This window comes from Collinsella aerofaciens (assembly GCF_040910325.1).
GTDB lineage: Bacteria > Actinomycetota > Coriobacteriia > Coriobacteriales > Coriobacteriaceae > Collinsella > Collinsella aerofaciens_BL.
In genome coordinates, this window is the sequence record NZ_JBDGAV010000024.1 from 15,971 (window position 1) to 32,676 (window position 16,706).

The window sequence follows — 16,706 nt, forward strand, 5'->3', positions numbered from 1 at the left end:
CGGCCCAGGTGGCCCAAGCGGGAACTATTCCACCGCAACTGCAAGAGGAGCCGTGTGGGTTTGGCTAGGTTCGGGTGCCGTCCGCGCCGTGCGGTAAAATCGTTCAGTCAGAACACGAACCCGCATCGGAGCTCATCACATGGCATTCGTCCATCTGCACAACCACACTGTCTTTTCCATGCTCGACGGCGCAACCCGTATCCAGGATATGGTCAACCGTGCCGTTGAGCTGGGCATGCCCGCTGTTGCCATTACCGACCACGGCTACATGTATGGCGTGCCCGACCTGGCGCTGGCCTGCGACGCCGTCAACCACAACACGCCCGAGTACAAAACCTGGAGCCACGACAAGGCCTTCTTGGAAAAGGACCGCCGCGACGAGCTGGTGGAGCCCGATCCCGAGGAAAACCCGCGCGAGCATGCCCAGTATGTGAAGGACATGGCCATGTGGGACGAGAAGGGCAACATCGACGAGCTCAAGCCGCCCCTGGTCATCAAGCCCATCTTTGGCTGCGAGGTCTACTTTACGCCGGACGAGACGCTCGCCCGCGACCACAAGCCCGAGCTCTACCACATGATCCTTCTGGCCAAGGACCAGGAGGGCTACGTCAACCTGATGCAGACGGTCTCCGAGGCCGCCGTGCAGGGCTTTTACTACAAGCCGCGCGTGACGCTCGACAACCTGCGCCGCCACGCCAAGGGTATGATCTGCACGAGCGCCTGCATTGCGGGCATCATCCCCAAATACATCGACCGCGGCGACATGGAAGGCGCCATCAAATGGGCCGAGACCTTCCGCGACACCTTCGACCCCGGCGACTTTTATATCGAGATCCAGGAACACGGCATTACCACCGATAACGGCCTGACCGACGAGCAGATGGATCGCACGCTCATCGACATCGCCAAACAGGTGGGCGTCAAGGTCATCGCCACTAACGACTTCCACTATCTGCGCCGCGAGGACGCGCCGGTGCAGGACGTCATCATGTGCATCGGCATGAACGCCAAGGTCGACGACCCCAACCGCATGCGCATGACCGGCTCGGAGTTCTACATGAAGACCGAGGAGGAGATGCGGGCGATGTTCCCGTATTGCCCCGAGGCCTGCGACAACACGCTCGAGATCGCCGACAAGTGCTACGTTGAGCTTGACTGGGACTCCATCATCCTGCCGCGCTTCCCGCTGCTCGACCCCGGCGAGACGCACGAGAGCCAGTTCCGTCGCGAGTGCGAGAAGGGCCTGCGCCAGCACTACGGCGAGGATTGGGCGACGCGCGAGATCAACGGCGTCAACATCAAGGACCGTTTCGAATACGAATACAAGGTAATCTGCGACAAGGGCTTTGCCGCGTACTTTTTGATCGTTGCCGAGTACGTGCAATGGGCCAAGGACAACGGTATCGGCGTCGGCCCCGGCCGTGGCTCGGCCGCCGGCGCTATCGTCGCCTACGCCATGAACATCACCGCGTTCGACCCGCTCGAGAACGGCCTGATGTTCGAGAGGTTCCTGTCCCCGCAGCGTACCGAGATGCCCGATATCGATATGGACTTCGACGATGAGCGTCGCCTCGAGGTTGTGGAGCACGTTCGCCAGCTCTACGGCCCCGAGAAGGTCACCCACGTCATCACCTACTCGACCATTAAGGCCAAGCAGGCCATCAATGACGCCGCGCGCGTGCTGGACTATCCGGTCTACATGGGCCAGCGCCTGTCCAAGATGGTCTCGAGCGATCCCAAGGTCAAGCTCAAGCAGGTGCTCGAAAAGCAACCCGGCAAAGAGGATCTGTTTAACCCCGACTTTGCCGAGGCCTATAAAAAGGATGACGACGCCCGCCGCATCATCGACACGGCGCTCTCGATCGAGGGCCTCACCCGTGGCGAGGGCGTGCACGCGTGTGCCGTTCTGATCTGCCGCGACCCCGTCAACGAGCACGTGCCCACCAAGCTCGACACCAAGGGCGGCGTCGAGATTACCCAGTACGAGGGCCATACCGTTGCCGACATGGGCTTGCTCAAGATGGACTTCTTGGGCCTGCGCACGCTGACGGTTATCTCCAAGGCCAAGGCAAACATCAAAAAGAACTTCGGCATCGACATCAAAGAGGAAGAGATTCCCTTTGACGATCCCGAGATCTTTAAGCTCATGGGCTCCGGTCACACCGCCGGCGTCTTCCAGGTCGAGTCCGCCGGCATGACGGCCACGATCAAGAACATGAAGCCCACCGAGTACAAGCACGTCGTGGCATTGATCGCTCTGTACCGCCCGGGCCCGCTGGGCGCCGGCATGGTTTCGTCCTACATCAACCGCATGAACGGCAAGGAGCCGGCCGTCTCCTACGACGACCGTCTGGACGACATCCTGGGCGAAACCTACGGCACCATGGTCTACCAGGAGCAGGTTATGCTCATCTCCGTCGAGATGTGCGGCTTCTCCAAGGGCGAATCGGACTCGCGTATCCGTAAACCCGTGGCTAAGAAAAAGATCAAGCTGCTCACGTCGACGGTGCTCCACTGGGAGGATGGCTCGGACGAGACCACCTACGACCACTGGATGAACGGCGCCATCAAGAACAACTACACGCGCGAGGTCGCCCAGAAGATTTGGGACGATGTTCTCGAGTTCGCATCTTACGCCTTTAACAAGTCGCACTCCGCCGGCTACGCCATCTTGGTTATGCAGACAGCGTGGCTCAAGGCGCACTATCCGCACGAGTACATGGCGGCCGTTCTGACGTCCTACACGGGCAAGACCGACAAGATCGTTCACTACGTCTCGGCATGCCGTCACGACGGCATCCCCGTGCTGTCGCCAGATGTCAACGAGTCCGGTACCGAGTTCACGGCTACCAAAGAGGGCGTGCGCTTTGGTTTGGCCGGCATCCGCGGCGTGGGCACCGGCGTGGCGCAGGCGATTATCGCCGAGCGCGAGGCGGGCGGTCCGTTTAAGACGCTGCACGACTTTGTCGAGCGCGTGGACTCGAGCCAGGCCAACCGTCGCGTGATCGAATCGCTGATCAAGGCAGGTGCCTTCGACTCCACGGGGTATCCGCGTCGCCAGATGATGCACTTTGTGGACAAGAACAACCCCGAGAACATCATCGACGCCGCGGTAAAGCGCCAGAAGGATCGCGCGAGCGGCCAGACGTCGTTCTTCGATATGTTTGGTGACGTTGAGGGCTCGGGCTTTGAGGTGAGCGTGCCCGATCCGGATGGCCAGGAATGGGACCGCCACCTTAAGCTGAGCCAGGAGAAGGAGGTTCTGGGCATCTATGTCTCGGATCACCCGCTGCGCCCGTTTGAGTATGCGCTCAGCAAAGCGCGCGACTTCTCGTTCTCGCAGATCGATACCGGCTACGAAGTGCAGAACCCCACGGGCGGCACCATCAACCAGGAAATTCCCGAGGGCAAGGCGCTGTGGTGGGCCGGCATGGTCTCGAGCGTGTCCAAGCGCGTGACCAAAAACGGCGACCCCATGGGCATCGTGCAGCTCGAGGACATGGAAGGCGAGGCCACGGTCGTGGTGTTCCCCAAGACCTACAAGGAGGCCGAGGGGTATCTGTACGGCGAGGTCGATCCCGAGACCGGCGCGCAGCTGTCCGACGCGTTTGTGCGCATTAAGGGCAAGCTCGAGCGCTCGGACCGCGGCGACCAGATCATCGCGCAGGAGATCGTGCCGCTTGAGCTTAACGAGGAGAACAACAAGCCCAAGGTGTTTGAGGTCATGGTGCCCAACAGCCGCTTTAGCCAGGGCAATATGGCGCGTCTTGCCACGGTGCTTACCGCCAACCCGGGCGGCGACCGCGTGGAGATCTTTATTGAGCAAGTCGACGGGCGTGTGCTGCGTGCCGAGGTGCCGGCCAAGGTCAATGCACGCTCGATTCCGCTGCTGGCAGAGGCAAAGGCCATCGTCGGCAACCAAGGCCGCGTGACGGTTATCTAAAATGATTTTGCCGGGGTAGCTAATTTGGGACGGGGCTATTTTAGCTACCCTTTGACTGACGGCGAATGAGTCGGGGTCGGAATACATCTCAACCGATGTATGGGGGTAGCTAAAATAGCCCCGTCCCAAATTAGCTACCTTGTGTGGATTGGAGGAAGTGATGGCGCAGGGGACGTTTGTGCAGGCGCTTCGCAAAGAGGCGGCGTTGAGCGGCACCTTTATGAAGGGGCGTTCGCTCATGCTCAACGGCGCCGTGCTGTCGATCGAGGACAGCGGCTCGCGCTTCTCCAAAAACGTGACGGTTGAGGGCTCGGTGCGCGGTTCGCGCGGCGACCTGTACAAGACGCACGTGGCGCTCGACATGGACGAGCACGAGGTGATCGACTATGACTGCGATTGCCCCGCTGCCTATCGCTACCCCGGTATGTGCAAGCACGCCATTGCCACGGCTCTGGCGTATTTGGATGCCAGCGGCGCCGAGCCCGTCGAAGGTTTGCGCACGCCGGTCCGCACGTTTGCGGCTCAGCCCAAACAGTCCGCGCGTCCCGCGCCTACAACGCCCACGGTCAACCCCAACTTTCCCTTCCCAGCACCTGTCCCCACGAGTCCCAGCCTCATGGCGGCGCTCTCCGATCTTTCGGACGCGCGCATGGATGAGCTGGCGAGCATGCGCCGCAAGCTTGCCGGTGCCGTTGGTCCCGACGCCCCCAAAGCGGCGTTGGAGCCCTCGTTGGTGCCGTACTACAATCCGCTGTTCGCAGACCGCTTTAGCTGGGCGCTCGAGTTCCGCATTCGCTGCGGTTCGGTGTCCTACGTGGTCAAGGATATCGACGGCATGGCCGACGCCTATGTCCGAGGCGGCACCTTCTCGTACGGTAAGAAGCTCACGTTTGTCCATACGCCCGAAGCCTTCGAAGATGTGTCGACAAAGCTGCTCAGCCTTGTCTTGACGACAGTTGTCTATCTCGATGACATCACAAGCTCGCGTTCGGCGTCGTACGACTTTGCCCGCAGCGGTTTTGTCGCCGAGCGTCAGTTGCCGCTGTCCGAGCATAGCATCGTATATGTGCTGGACCTGCTGCGCGGCCAGACCATCTCTTTTGAGCCCGCCTGGTCGCGGGGGACGACGACGCATCGCACCTATGACGTGGCGGTTGAGCTGTCTCCGCAAGGGGAGGACGAGGCGTCCGCTAAGCGCCCACCGCTCCTTGCCGCCAAAATCGCGCCGGCGGCTGGTGGTAGCTACGATCTGCGCCTGCCGGCCGATGCATACTGCTTTGCTTCGGGCGACGTAGCTTATCTGGTCGACACCCGCCGTGCGCGCCGCACCGATGTAGCGTTTGCCCAGCATGCGGCGCCGTTCCTATCGCGCTTGCTGCCCTGTCGCACGCCAGTCCATATCGCTGCCGACCAGGTGGGGGAGTTCTGTCGTATGGCTCTGCCCATTTTGCGCGACTATACCGACCTTACCGCGCCCGCTGCGCTCGATACCGTGGCGCCCGAGCCGAGCTTTGCTATGGCAATCGGCGTCGACGATGGGCTCGTGACCTGCAAAATTACGGTTACCTACGGCGACTGGTCGGCAGATCTCTTTAGCCTGGGCGCTCCGGGCAGCCCCTTCGAAGAGCAGCGCCCGGGCGTGCCGCCGCGCGACGAGGTGGCAGAGTTTCGCGTTATGGACACGGCGGCCCTGTATTTCGACTTTTACGAGGGCGGCCTGGCGTTTGAGGAACGCGATGACGAGAGCCTGTTCCGCTTGCTGACCGAGGGCCTATCCGTCCTGTTCAAGCTTGGTGAGGTCATGCTCAGCGACCGTCTGCGCCAGATTTCGGTCCGCCCCGCGCCCAAGCTTTCGGTGCGTGCGACCGTCAAGAGTAACCTGCTCGACGTCGAACTGAGCGCGAGCGGGCTTTCGGCGGCAGACCTTGCCATCTATCTGGACTCCTACAAGCGTCACCAGACGTTTGCGCGTCTCACGTCGGGCGACATCATTCGCCTGGACGAGGGGGCGCGCGCCGCGTTTGGCCTTGCCGAGGATCTGGGGGTCGATGCTGTCGACCTGCTCGACGGCGTGTCGCTTCCCGCGTCGAGTACCCTGTTCGTCGATAGCATGCTCGCGCGCACGCCCGCGCTCGAGGCCGATCGTGACGCCGCGTTCCGCCGCACCGTCGAGCGCTTGGATACGCTCGGCAAGATGGACTTTACGGTGCCGGTCTCGCTCAAGGCCACACTGCGCGGCTACCAGGTCGACGGATACCAGTGGCTCGGCTCGCTCGAACACCTGAGCCTTGGCGGCATCTTGGCCGACGACATGGGCCTGGGCAAAACGCTCCAGATGATCGCGCACATTCTGGCGCGCGTGGAAGCGGGGGACACTAAGCCCACGCTTGTGGTGTGCCCTGCGTCGCTTGTGTACAACTGGACCGCCGAGCTGGAGCGCTTTGCCCCGTCGCTAGATGTGTGCGCCATCGTGGGCGCCAAGGCGCAGCGTCGCGTGCAAATCGCCGGCGTGGTCGAGCATAACGTGGTCGTGACGTCGTATGACCTTATGCGCCGTGATATCGATGAGTACGCCGAGCAGGATTTTGCCCGCGTGGTGCTCGACGAGGCCCAGTACATTAAAAACCCGCTCACCCAGGTGGCGCGCGCTGCCAAGCGTCTGCCGGCCGGCGTGCGCTTTGCCTTGACGGGCACGCCCATCGAAAACCGCCTATCCGAGCTCTGGAGCATCTTCGACTTTTTGATGCCGGGCCTGCTTGGCACGCGCGAATCGTTCGCAAAGCGCTTCGAAAGCCCGGTCGAGCACGCCGAAGGTGACAGCGCCGCCCGCCTGCAGGCGCTTGTGTCGCCGTTTGTGCTGCGCCGTGTCAAAGAGGACGTGGTGGCCGATCTGCCCGAAAAGATCGAGGACACAGTCGTGGCTCAGCTCACCGGTGAGCAGCGCAAGCTTTACCTGGCAAATCAGGACCGCATCGCCCAGCAGGTGCAGCACCGCGAGGCCGGGGAGTTTAAGAAGGATAAGCTCAAGGTGCTCGCCGAGCTCACCAAGCTGCGCCAGATCTGCTGCGACCCGCGTCTGCACTACGAGGATTACAAGGCGGGAAGCGCCAAACTCGATACGTGCATGGAGCTCGTCCACGGCGCGCTCGACGGTGGCCATCGCATCTTGCTGTTCAGCCAGTTTACGGGCATGCTCGATATCATTGGCAAGCGCCTGGCCAAGGAGGATATCGCCTTCCTTAAGCTCACGGGCGCATCGTCTAAAGAGAGCCGCGCCAAGATGGTCGCACAGTTCCAGGCGGGCGAGGTGCCGGTCTTTTTGATCTCGCTCAAGGCGGGCGGCGTGGGCCTTAACCTGACGGCTGCCGACGTGGTCATCCACTACGACCCGTGGTGGAACGTGGCGGCGCAGGACCAAGCAACTGATCGTGCACACCGTATTGGTCAGCAACATACCGTGACCGTGTACAAGCTCATCGCCAAGGACACGATCGAGGAACGCATTATGCAGATGCAGGAGTCCAAGCGCGATCTGGTCAACAGCGTGCTCGGCGGCGACGGCATCTCGTCGGCACTGTTCACGCGCGAGGATGTTCTGGCGCTGCTCGGCGGCGACGGTCGCTAGCCGCGCGCGGGGTGGGACTGCTGGAGTGGGCAGGACGGTCGACGCATTTTGGCCCGACCGCTTGCCTGATCCGTTATGTGTTCATTTGCAATGCCGTGGATGGTTTGTCTGCCTTTGGGCATAAGAACCATCAAGAACATTGGCACATCAGCAAAGGAGAACATCATGGCGAAATTCTTTAGGGACCCCGACGGCAAGCTCATCGCCGCCCTTAGCGACGACGTTGCGACCCCTGCCGGTTGCACGGAACTGACCGCAAACACTGAGGACGCGGCGCACGAGAAGCACGTGCCTGTTGTCGAGACCGAGCGCGACGGTCACGTGATTCGCGCACGCGTTGGCTCGGTCGAGCACCCCAGCCTGCCCGAGCACTACATTGAGTGGATCGCCCTTGAGGCCGAGGGCCGCTTAGAGGTCCATTACCTTGAGCCCGGCATGAAACCCGCGACGTTTTTCGCGGGCGGCTCCAAGACCGGTACCGTCTATGCCTACTGCAACCTGCACGGGCTGTGGTCCGCGACATTCTAGGAGCGCGCCCCCGCTCGGGGTATCATAGCTAGCATATGCACATGCAAGCGCCGGCTGCATTATGCGGCCGGCGCTTTTACTACGATTTCGATGGTTTACGACGGAAAGGGCTGGGCCATGAAGCTCGCGCTTGCACAGATCGATATGCGCCTGGGTGATATTGAGGGCATTTGCGGCCGCATTGAGGACCAGGCTCGTCTGGCCCACGAGCGCGGGGCGCGCGTGCTGTGCGTTCCGGCTCCGCTCTTTATGGGCGCCATGCCCGGTGGCCTGGTGGGCGCTGCCGACTTTGAGCACGACATGCTTGCCGGCTTGACTGGTGTCGCCGAGCGTATCCAGGAGCTTGACATGATCTGCATCGTGCCCGCGGCGGTTTCGTTTGAGGGCCAACCGCTGCTCGACTACATGATGCTCAAGGACGGTCATGTGGTGCCGGCGCGTTCGAGCATTGCCTTGCAGCGTGGCGAGAACAACGACACGCGTTGGGCGCCGCCGGTGTTCGACGTGGACGGCGTGCGCATCGCCGTAATTTTTGACTTGGACCGCGAACTCGAGATGTTGCCGACCGGTGTTGACCTCATTGCGTATTTCCAATTCAACGCGTTTGACATGACCGACCGCGAGACTGCTGCCATTGCCGCCGTTCGCAGCGGCGCCTACCGCAAGGTCGCCTCCAAGCGCAGCGTGTGGTTTGCCTGCATGGCGCCGGTCGGTGCCTATGACGAGTCGGTGTATACCGGCGGTTCGTTTGTGCTCGACGACTGCGGTCGCGTGGTGGCCCAGGCGCCGTGTTTTGAGGAGAGCCTGCTGGTTCAGGAGATTCAGCGCGGCGTGATGCTCGATGCCCTGGAAGATCACGAACTGCCCGAGTTCCGTTCCGAGGAGTGGTTGTGGCAGGCGCTGGTGCTCGCCGTGCGCGACAACGCTCGGGCCCACGGTGCGTCGCGTGCTGTGGTGGCACTCGAGGGTGACCTGCCGTCATCCCTGCTGGCGGCGCTGGCCGTTGACGCTCTGGGTCCGCGTAACGTAATTGGCCTGGTGCTGGGGCGCAACCGTATCTTTACGCCGGCGCAGGAGGAGGCCGAGGCTGCCCGCTGTGCCGCCGTCCGTGCCATCGCCGAGCGTTTGCACATTCGCACTGTCGAGCGCGATGCACCGGATGCGGCGCGTGTGCTCGATCGCGACGTGTCGGCGGGCGATGCCGAGCGCCTGCGCTCGCGTACGCTGGGCCTCATGCTGGAGGATACGGCGCTCGAGCTGGGTGCGATGGCGTTGAGCCCACTGTCCAAAACTGAGTACGCGCTGGCGGCGCCCGCGCTTTGCGGTGGCTACCAGGGCGATTATGCGCCCTTTGGTGACGTATACCTGTCGACGCTCGAGTTTGTGGCGCGTGTGCGTAACCGCACGTCCGCCGTGGTGCCGCAGGAGCTCGTGACGCTCAACGCGGTGGAGGATTGCATGGAGCGCGTGCTGGCGCGGGCGCTCTCGACGCTCGACGGCCCGGTCGACATGCTCGATCGTGCGGCGCAGCTGCTCGGCGGACTTGAGCCGGGCGAGGTCGATGGCACGCTCGAGTCACACGTCGACCGCAACCGTCCCTTCGACGACATCCCGATGGCCGCCGGCAAGCCCGAGGCCTGCTCGCTGCTGCTGATGCTTGTGCGCCAGGGTGAGGCTGCTCGTCGCATGCTGCCGACGGCGCCGATCATCTCGGCCCGTTCGTTTGTCGAGCGCGCCTGGCCGTATATGCTCGCGTGGTCCGACCTGGGACTGAGCGGCAAGGAACGCATGACGGTCGATGCGCTGGCGCGCGCCGAGGTGAACCGCTTTGCCGACGAGGATACAAGCGAGCGCATGCGTGGCGAGATGATGGGCATATTGGGTGACCTGTTGGGTATTTCGCCCGAGCAGATGGAGGAGCTGCGCTCTGAGGACGGTCAGCGTCGTTTACACGAGGGAATGAAAAAGTTCGAGGGCGAGGTTCAGGACGCCATCGATAAGATGATGGGCGGTCAGGGCGGCTCGCAAGGTAGTCCCCAGGGTGGCCCGATGCCGCACCCGCCAGTAGATCCGAGGCAGTTCCCCTTTTTCTCGCAGAACTAACTATGGGATAGGATTCGCTTCCAACCCCGATACTTCAACTAAGCATCTTGGCCCCGTTGTGTTATTCTAGAACAGACGTTCGTGAATGATGCGCGGGGCCTTGTCTTGCGCTGTGCTTGTGGCGAGGGGAGGTTGGCTTGGTTATCTTGGGCATCGACCCCGGTTTGGCCCATACGGGTTGGGGGATTATCGAGGAGCGGCGCGGCGAGGTTCGCTGCCGTGCCTACGGTTGCATCGAGACCAGCGCGGGCAGTCCGCTCGCGGTGCGCCTGTCGCATATCGCCCATGACCTTAAGGATGTCGTCGAGCGTTATCGACCCGACACGGCTGCTGTCGAGAGCATCTACTTTGGCGCCAACGTTCGTTCGGCCATCCCTACGGCGCATGCCCGCGGTGCTGCACTCGTGGCGCTTTCGGAATGCGCGCTCGAGATTGGCGAGTACACGCCCATGCAGATCAAGCAGGCCGTCGTGGGCACGGGCGCCGCGGACAAACGCCAGGTCGCCTACATGGTACGCACGCTAACACAGCTCGACCACGACCCGCATCCCGACCATGCCGCCGATGCCCTGGCCTGCGCCATCTGCCACGTTAACCTCAGCCGCACCCGGGCGCTTACCGGCGGCGAGTTCTATCAACAGAGAGGAACCGGATACTGATGATCTCCCAGCTCCATGGAACGCTTGTCGAGGCCACGATGAGCTCGGCCGTTGTCGATGTATCGGGCGTTGGCTTTGAGCTCGGCATCTCGGGCAGCACTGCGGCCACGTTGCCGACGCCCGGCGGCGAGGTCCGCCTCTACACGCGTATGCAGGTGCGCGAGGACGCCATGACGCTTTTCGGTTTTTCCTCTAAGGATGAGCGCACGATGTTCGATCGACTCGTGTCCGTCTCGGGCGTTGGCCCGCGCTTGGCGCTCGCCGTGCTTTCCACTTATACCGTGGGGCAGCTGTATTCGCTGGTGATGGCCGAGGACGACAAGGGCATGGCCAAGGTACCCGGTGTGGGCAAAAAGACAGCTCAGCGCCTCATCTTGGAGCTCAAGAGTACCTTTGCCAAGGACAAGGGCTTTGTGCCGGTCGACGTGATTCCCGGCCAGGTTGCGATGCCCGTGCCCGCTGCTGCTCCCTCGGCCATCGATGATGCCCGTGCGGCGCTCCTTTCCATGGGCTTTAGCCCGCAGGAGACCGATGTTGCCCTGAGCGGGTATGATGGGCAGAATATGCGTGTCGAGGATCTGCTCGGCGCGGCGCTTAAGCGACTTGGAATGGATGCGTGATGTGGGAAGCCGATGACTCTCAGGACCTGTGGGCGACGCCCGGTAACTCGCCGGCGGCATCCATGGCGCACGGCGAGCGCATGGTGGGCTCGGAGCTGACGGCCGAGGATCTCGATGTCGACCGCACTTTGCGCCCCCAGCGCCTGGACGATTACTGTGGCCAGGAGCACATCAAGCAGAGTCTGCGCGTGCTCATCGAAGCGGCGCAGAGCCGTGGCGAGACGCTCGACCACGTGATTTTCTCGGGTCCTCCGGGCCTGGGCAAGACCACGCTGGCCACCGTTATCGCCAACGAGCTGGGCGCTCAGATCAAGACGACGAGTGGCCCTGCCATCGCGCGCACCGGCGACCTGGCGGCCATCCTTACCAACTTGCAGCCGGGTGATGTGCTGTTTATCGACGAGATCCACCGCCTTAACCGTTCGGTCGAGGAGGTCCTGTACCCCGCGATGGAGGACTTTGCCCTCGATATCGTGATTGGCAAGGGTCCGGCGGCGCGCTCGATTCGCCTGGATATTCCCAAGTTTACGCTGGTAGCGGCAACGACCCGCTCAGGCATGTTGACCGGCCCGTTGCGCGACCGCTTTGGCATTTCATATCGCCTGGATTACTACACGGTCGAGGAACTCGCGCAGATTGTGACGCGCTCGGCGACTATTCTGGGCGTGACGATCGATCATCCCAGTGCACTCGAGATCGGCTCGCGTTCGCGCGGCACGCCGCGTCTTGCCAACCGCCTGCTCAAACGCGTGCGCGATTACGCACAGGTGCGCGGCAACGGCCCCATCGAGCTCGATATCTGTCGCCAGGCGCTCGAGTTCTTCGAGATCGATGAGCTCGGTCTGGACTGGATGGATATTCGCATTTTGGAGACGCTCGCTAAGACGTTCTCCGGTCGCGCCGTGGGACTTACGACCCTTGCCAGCGCGGTGGGCGAGGACCCGGGCACGCTCGAGGATGTCTATGAGCCCTATTTGCTGCAGTGCGGATTGATGATTCGTACGCCGCAGGGTCGTCAGGCAACGCTTCGCACCTTTGAGCACCTGGGGATTGAACCTACCGTTTAGGGCGCTTTGTTTTGGCTAGTCTGTAGGCTATCACTGAGCATTGGATAAACATATCGCCATTCATCGGTTACGGGTGTTTTACTATTGCGCGCCCGTGCTATGCTGAATTGGTCTTTTTCTCATTCGGCAACGAAAGGACCGCCCATGCCTACTGACATCGAAATCGCACGTTCCGTCACGCCGCTGCCCATTACCGAGGTGGCTAAGAACGCCGGCGTCGACGTAAAGCACCTGATTCCGTACGGCTTCGACAAGGCTAAGGTTGACTATTCACTGCTCAACGAGCCGACCGATCACCAGGCCAAGCTCGTCCTCGTGACCGCTATCAACCCAACGCCTGCGGGCGAGGGCAAGACCACCACGACCATCGGTCTGGCCGATGGCCTGCGTCGTCGCGGCGTCAAGAGTGCCGTGGCCCTGCGCGAGCCTTCGCTCGGCCCCGTCTTTGGCGTTAAGGGCGGTGCCGCCGGCGGCGGCTGGGCTCAGGTCATCCCCATGGAGGATATCAACCTGCACTTTACCGGTGACTTCCATGCCATCGGTGCTGCCAACAACCTGCTGGCCGCCATGCTCGACAACCACATCCAGCAGGGTAATCAGCTCGGTATTGACGTTAAGCGCATCACTTGGAAGCGCGTCGTCGATATGAACGACCGTCAGCTGCGCCACGTCATCGACGGCATTGGCGGTAAGGCCCAGGGCGTGCCGCGCGAGGACGGCTTCGATATCACCGTCGCCTCCGAGGTCATGGCAATTCTGTGCCTGTCTACGAGCATCAGCGACCTCAAGGAACGCTTGGGCGAGATTGTCGTCGGCTATAGCTTTGCCGGCGAGCCCGTCCGTGCCCGCGACCTTAAGGCCCAGGGTGCCATGGCCGCACTGCTCAAGGATGCGCTCAAGCCCAATCTGGTGCAGACGCTCGAGGGTACGCCCGCGTTTGTCCACGGCGGTCCCTTCGCCAATATCGCCCACGGCTGCAACTCCATCATGGCCACGCGTATGGCTATGCGTTTTGGCGATGTCGCCATTACCGAGGCGGGCTTTGGTGCCGACCTGGGTGCCGAGAAGTTCCTCGACATCAAGTGCCGCATGACGGGCGTTCGTCCCAGCGCTGTTGTGGTCGTCGCCACTGCCCGCGCGCTTAAGTACAACGGCGGTGTTGCCAAGGGCGACCTCAACGAAGAGAACCTCGAGGCCCTCAAGGCCGGCATGCCCAACCTGCTGCGCCACGTCGACAACATTCAGAATGTCTACGGTCTGCCCTGCGTGGTCGCCATCAACCGATTCCCGACGGACACCGAGGCCGAGCTTGCGCTCATCGAGTCCGAGTGCCAGAAGCTCGGCGTCAACGTTAAGCTGTCCGAGGTCTGGGCCAAGGGTGGCGAGGGCGCACTCGAGCTGGCCGATGAGGTCATGCGTCTGATTGAGCAGCCGAGCGAGCTCAAGTTTGCCTATGAGGACGGCGCTGATGTCGCTGATGCCCTCGAGGCCGTTGCCACCAAGGTCTACCGCGCCGACGGCGTTGACTTTACGCCGGCCGCCAAGCGCCAGCTCGCCGAGCTGCGCGAGAATGGCTTTGGCAACCTGCCGGTGTGCGTCGCCAAGACGCAGTACAGCTTTAGCGACAACGCCAAGGCCCTGGGCGCTCCCGAGAACTTCCGCATCACGGTGCGTGAGCTCAAGGTTTCCGCCGGCGCCCACTTTGTGGTCGCACTGACTGGCAGTGTTCTGACCATGCCGGGCCTGCCCAAGGTCCCTGCGGCCGAGAACATCGACGTCGACAACGACGGCAACATCACCGGCCTGTTCTAAGTCTGCTGTCCATCGCTGCTAGCCCGCCCCGCCGTGCCCACAAGGCCCGGCGGGGCTTTTTGATCCTTAGACCCGCGCATGTCTTGTAGATACCGACGGACTCTGCCCATCATAGGCTTTTGCGCTGGTAGAATGCATGGATAACTTGATGCTTACAGGCGACGGAAAGGAATCGTTGCATGGATCAGGACAAGACAACCGTGATGGGCGGCTACGGTTCCGCGCAGGCTGGCGATAGCGCCGATGCGACCCGCGTTGTTCCCAACCCCGGTTATGTCGACCCCGCCGCGACGCAGCCTTCTGCCGAGCTCACCCGAGTTATGGGCTATGGCGACGCGGCGCAGGACCCTTACGCTGCATCTTTGCAAAGCCCCTATGGCAACGCGGCGGCAGACCCGTTTGATTACGCGCCGCAGGATTCTTATGCTGCCTCGACGCCGAATCCCTATGATGACCTGCCGCAAAATCCCATTCCGCAGCCTCAGCAGACGACGTATATGCCTCGCACGGCGCAGCCTCGCTACGAGTCGCGCGAGCCGTATCGCGAGTACCCCAACTCGATTCCGCAATATGGCGAGGACGAGGAGAGGAAGCCGTCGCGTTCGTCGAGCGTGATCAAGAAGATCCTCATCGTACTGGCGATCTTCTTTGCGCTGTCGATTGTGTTTGCCATCGTGTCGGGCATGCTCAACAAGCGGGGGAGTTCAACGGCCGATGCCACTGCCGAGCAAACCGAGTTCGCCTCGTCTAGCACCGTCGATCTGAGCGATATCCCGGGGCAGTACTGGTCCAACGCCAAGAAGATCCTCAAGTCGCGCGGCGCCGATCTTTCGAATGCCGTGGTCCTGACTGATGATGGCTCAACGCCCGTCGTCGATGCCAACTGGGTCGTTACTTCTGCCTACTATAACGACAACGGCAACCTCGAAATTCAACTCACGCACAAGAACAGCTCGGGCAACTCGTCCGACGGCCAAAGCGGTACCGACAGCTCGAGCTCCAATACGCTGGAGGACTTGAGCAACAAGGCACAGGAGTTGGGAGACAAGGCGCAAGAGCTGGGCGATACGGCCCAGAACCTGGGCGACACCGCGCAGAACTTGGGCGACATGGCGACGGATGCCTGGAACGCCCTGCAAAACGGCATCTCGGGCGCGCAGGGAAACTAGCGGACGAGCGGAGCGGGGCTACAGCTGCTCTGCTGGACGGTCGGGCGAGCTAAAGCCCGAATCAAACGTGACGACGCATGAGACGTCGGGCCGGCGCTCGTGCACGATGCGCGTGACGAGCTCCAGCAGCTCCTCGTCGGATATGTCAAAGCCGTCGGGACGCACCAGGTCAAACGAAACGAACCTGTCGTGTTCGTGAAGGTCGTGGATGGAAAGCGCGGGGTCGATCTGCGCTACGCCGCGCTTGACCCAGCCGCGTAGATCGTCACCGGTTGTCGCGATGGGGTCGCAATGCAGTGTGATTGCGATGCCCATCTGGCGTTTGATGTCATGTTCGATGGTGTCCAGAATCTCGTGGTGCTCAAAGGCATCGCCCTCTCCGGGCATTTCCACGTGTGCGCTGGCAAACTGACGGCCGGGGCCGTAGTCGTGCACCATGAGGTCGTGTGTGCCCAGGACCTGCGGATAGGACATGATCTTGTCGCGGATTGCCTGGACGAGCTTGGGGTCGGGCGCTTGCCCCAGCAACGGGCTGATGGCGTCGCGCACCAGGCCCAGACCGCTGATGCAGATGAAGATGCCCACACCCAGGCCTGCCCAGCCGTCGAGATCAAAGCCGGTCGTCTGCGAAATAAGCGCCGCCACCAAGACCGAGCCCGAGGTGATGACGTCGTTTTTGGAGTCCTGCGCCGTGGCGATGAGCGTTTCGGAGTCGATGCGATCGCCCAGCGTGCGGTTGAATGCGGCCATCCAGAATTTGACGAGCATGGACAAGACGAGGGCGGCTATGGAGAGCGCCGAATATGCGGTGGGGGAAGGCTTGATGATCTTGGTGACCGACTCGAGGATCAGGTTGATGCCGACGGCGCAAACCAGGACGGCGACGAACAGGCCGGCTAGGTACTCATAGCGGCCGTGACCATAGGGGTGGCCTTCGTCTGCCGGGCGGCTGGCAAGGCGGAACCCGAGCAGGCTCACGATGTTGCTCGAGGCATCGGAGAGGTTGTTGAAAGCGTCGGCGATGAGGGAGACGGAGCCGGCGAGCAGGCCCGCGATGCCCTTGGCCAGGCACAGGGTGATGTTGAGTCCAATGCAGATGAGGCTTGCGGTAAAACCCGCGTTGGTGCGGCAAGATGCATCGACCGGCTCGTCCTCGCTGCCGGGAACAAGCGTATGTACC

General features: G+C 62.2%; 10 protein-coding genes. 9 read left to right on the top strand and 1 reads right to left on the bottom strand.

Annotated elements, in window-relative coordinates:
• Window positions 1-139: 139 nt before the first annotated feature.
• The 9 genes from dnaE to AB5Z25_RS09050 all read left to right on the top strand — a co-directional run bounded on the left by dnaE (window position 140) and on the right by AB5Z25_RS09050 (window position 15,526).
• Window positions 140-3,943, top strand: a complete 3,804-nt coding sequence (gene dnaE, locus AB5Z25_RS09010) for a DNA polymerase III subunit alpha (protein WP_368135353.1) — start codon at window positions 140-142, stop codon at window positions 3,941-3,943.
• Window positions 3,944-4,103: 160 nt separating this feature from the next.
• Entirely contained in the window at window positions 4,104-7,568 is a 3,465-nt protein-coding gene (locus AB5Z25_RS09015; protein ID WP_368135355.1) for a DEAD/DEAH box helicase, read from the top strand.
• Window positions 7,569-7,733: 165 nt separating this feature from the next.
• Window positions 7,734-8,096, top strand: coding sequence for a desulfoferrodoxin family protein (locus AB5Z25_RS09020; protein WP_349105581.1), 363 nt, complete (start codon window positions 7,734-7,736; stop codon window positions 8,094-8,096).
• A gap of 117 nt (window positions 8,097-8,213) precedes the next feature.
• Window positions 8,214-10,199, top strand: coding sequence for an NAD(+) synthetase (locus AB5Z25_RS09025; protein ID WP_368135356.1), 1,986 nt, complete (start codon window positions 8,214-8,216; stop codon window positions 10,197-10,199).
• 137 nt (window positions 10,200-10,336) lie between these two features.
• Window positions 10,337-10,858: a crossover junction endodeoxyribonuclease RuvC gene (gene ruvC / locus AB5Z25_RS09030; protein ID WP_022095142.1), complete on the top strand. Its 522-nt coding sequence runs from the start codon at window positions 10,337-10,339 to the stop codon at window positions 10,856-10,858.
• Entirely contained in the window at window positions 10,858-11,478 is a 621-nt protein-coding gene (ruvA, locus tag AB5Z25_RS09035) for a Holliday junction branch migration protein RuvA (protein WP_055310211.1), read from the top strand. The genes ruvC and ruvA overlap by 1 nt, the downstream gene beginning before the upstream one ends.
• Window positions 11,478-12,545: a Holliday junction branch migration DNA helicase RuvB gene (gene ruvB / locus AB5Z25_RS09040; protein WP_022095140.1), complete on the top strand. Its 1,068-nt coding sequence runs from the start codon at window positions 11,478-11,480 to the stop codon at window positions 12,543-12,545. Before ruvA ends, ruvB begins: the two co-directional genes overlap by 1 nt.
• 144 nt (window positions 12,546-12,689) lie before the next feature.
• The gene (locus AB5Z25_RS09045; RefSeq protein ID WP_349070702.1) at window positions 12,690-14,357 is read left to right on the top strand and encodes a formate--tetrahydrofolate ligase; all 1,668 of its coding nucleotides are present in this window, start codon (window positions 12,690-12,692) and stop codon (window positions 14,355-14,357) included.
• A gap of 179 nt (window positions 14,358-14,536) precedes the next feature.
• On the top strand, window positions 14,537-15,526 hold the full coding sequence (locus AB5Z25_RS09050) for a hypothetical protein (protein WP_368135357.1): 990 nt from the start codon (window positions 14,537-14,539) through the stop codon (window positions 15,524-15,526).
• Window positions 15,527-15,544: 18 nt separating this feature from the next.
• On the opposite strand, the gene AB5Z25_RS09055 is transcribed toward AB5Z25_RS09050, so the two are convergent.
• Window positions 15,545-16,706: cation diffusion facilitator family transporter (locus AB5Z25_RS09055; protein WP_368135358.1), on the bottom strand; the 1,162-nt coding region annotated here is incomplete at its 5' end.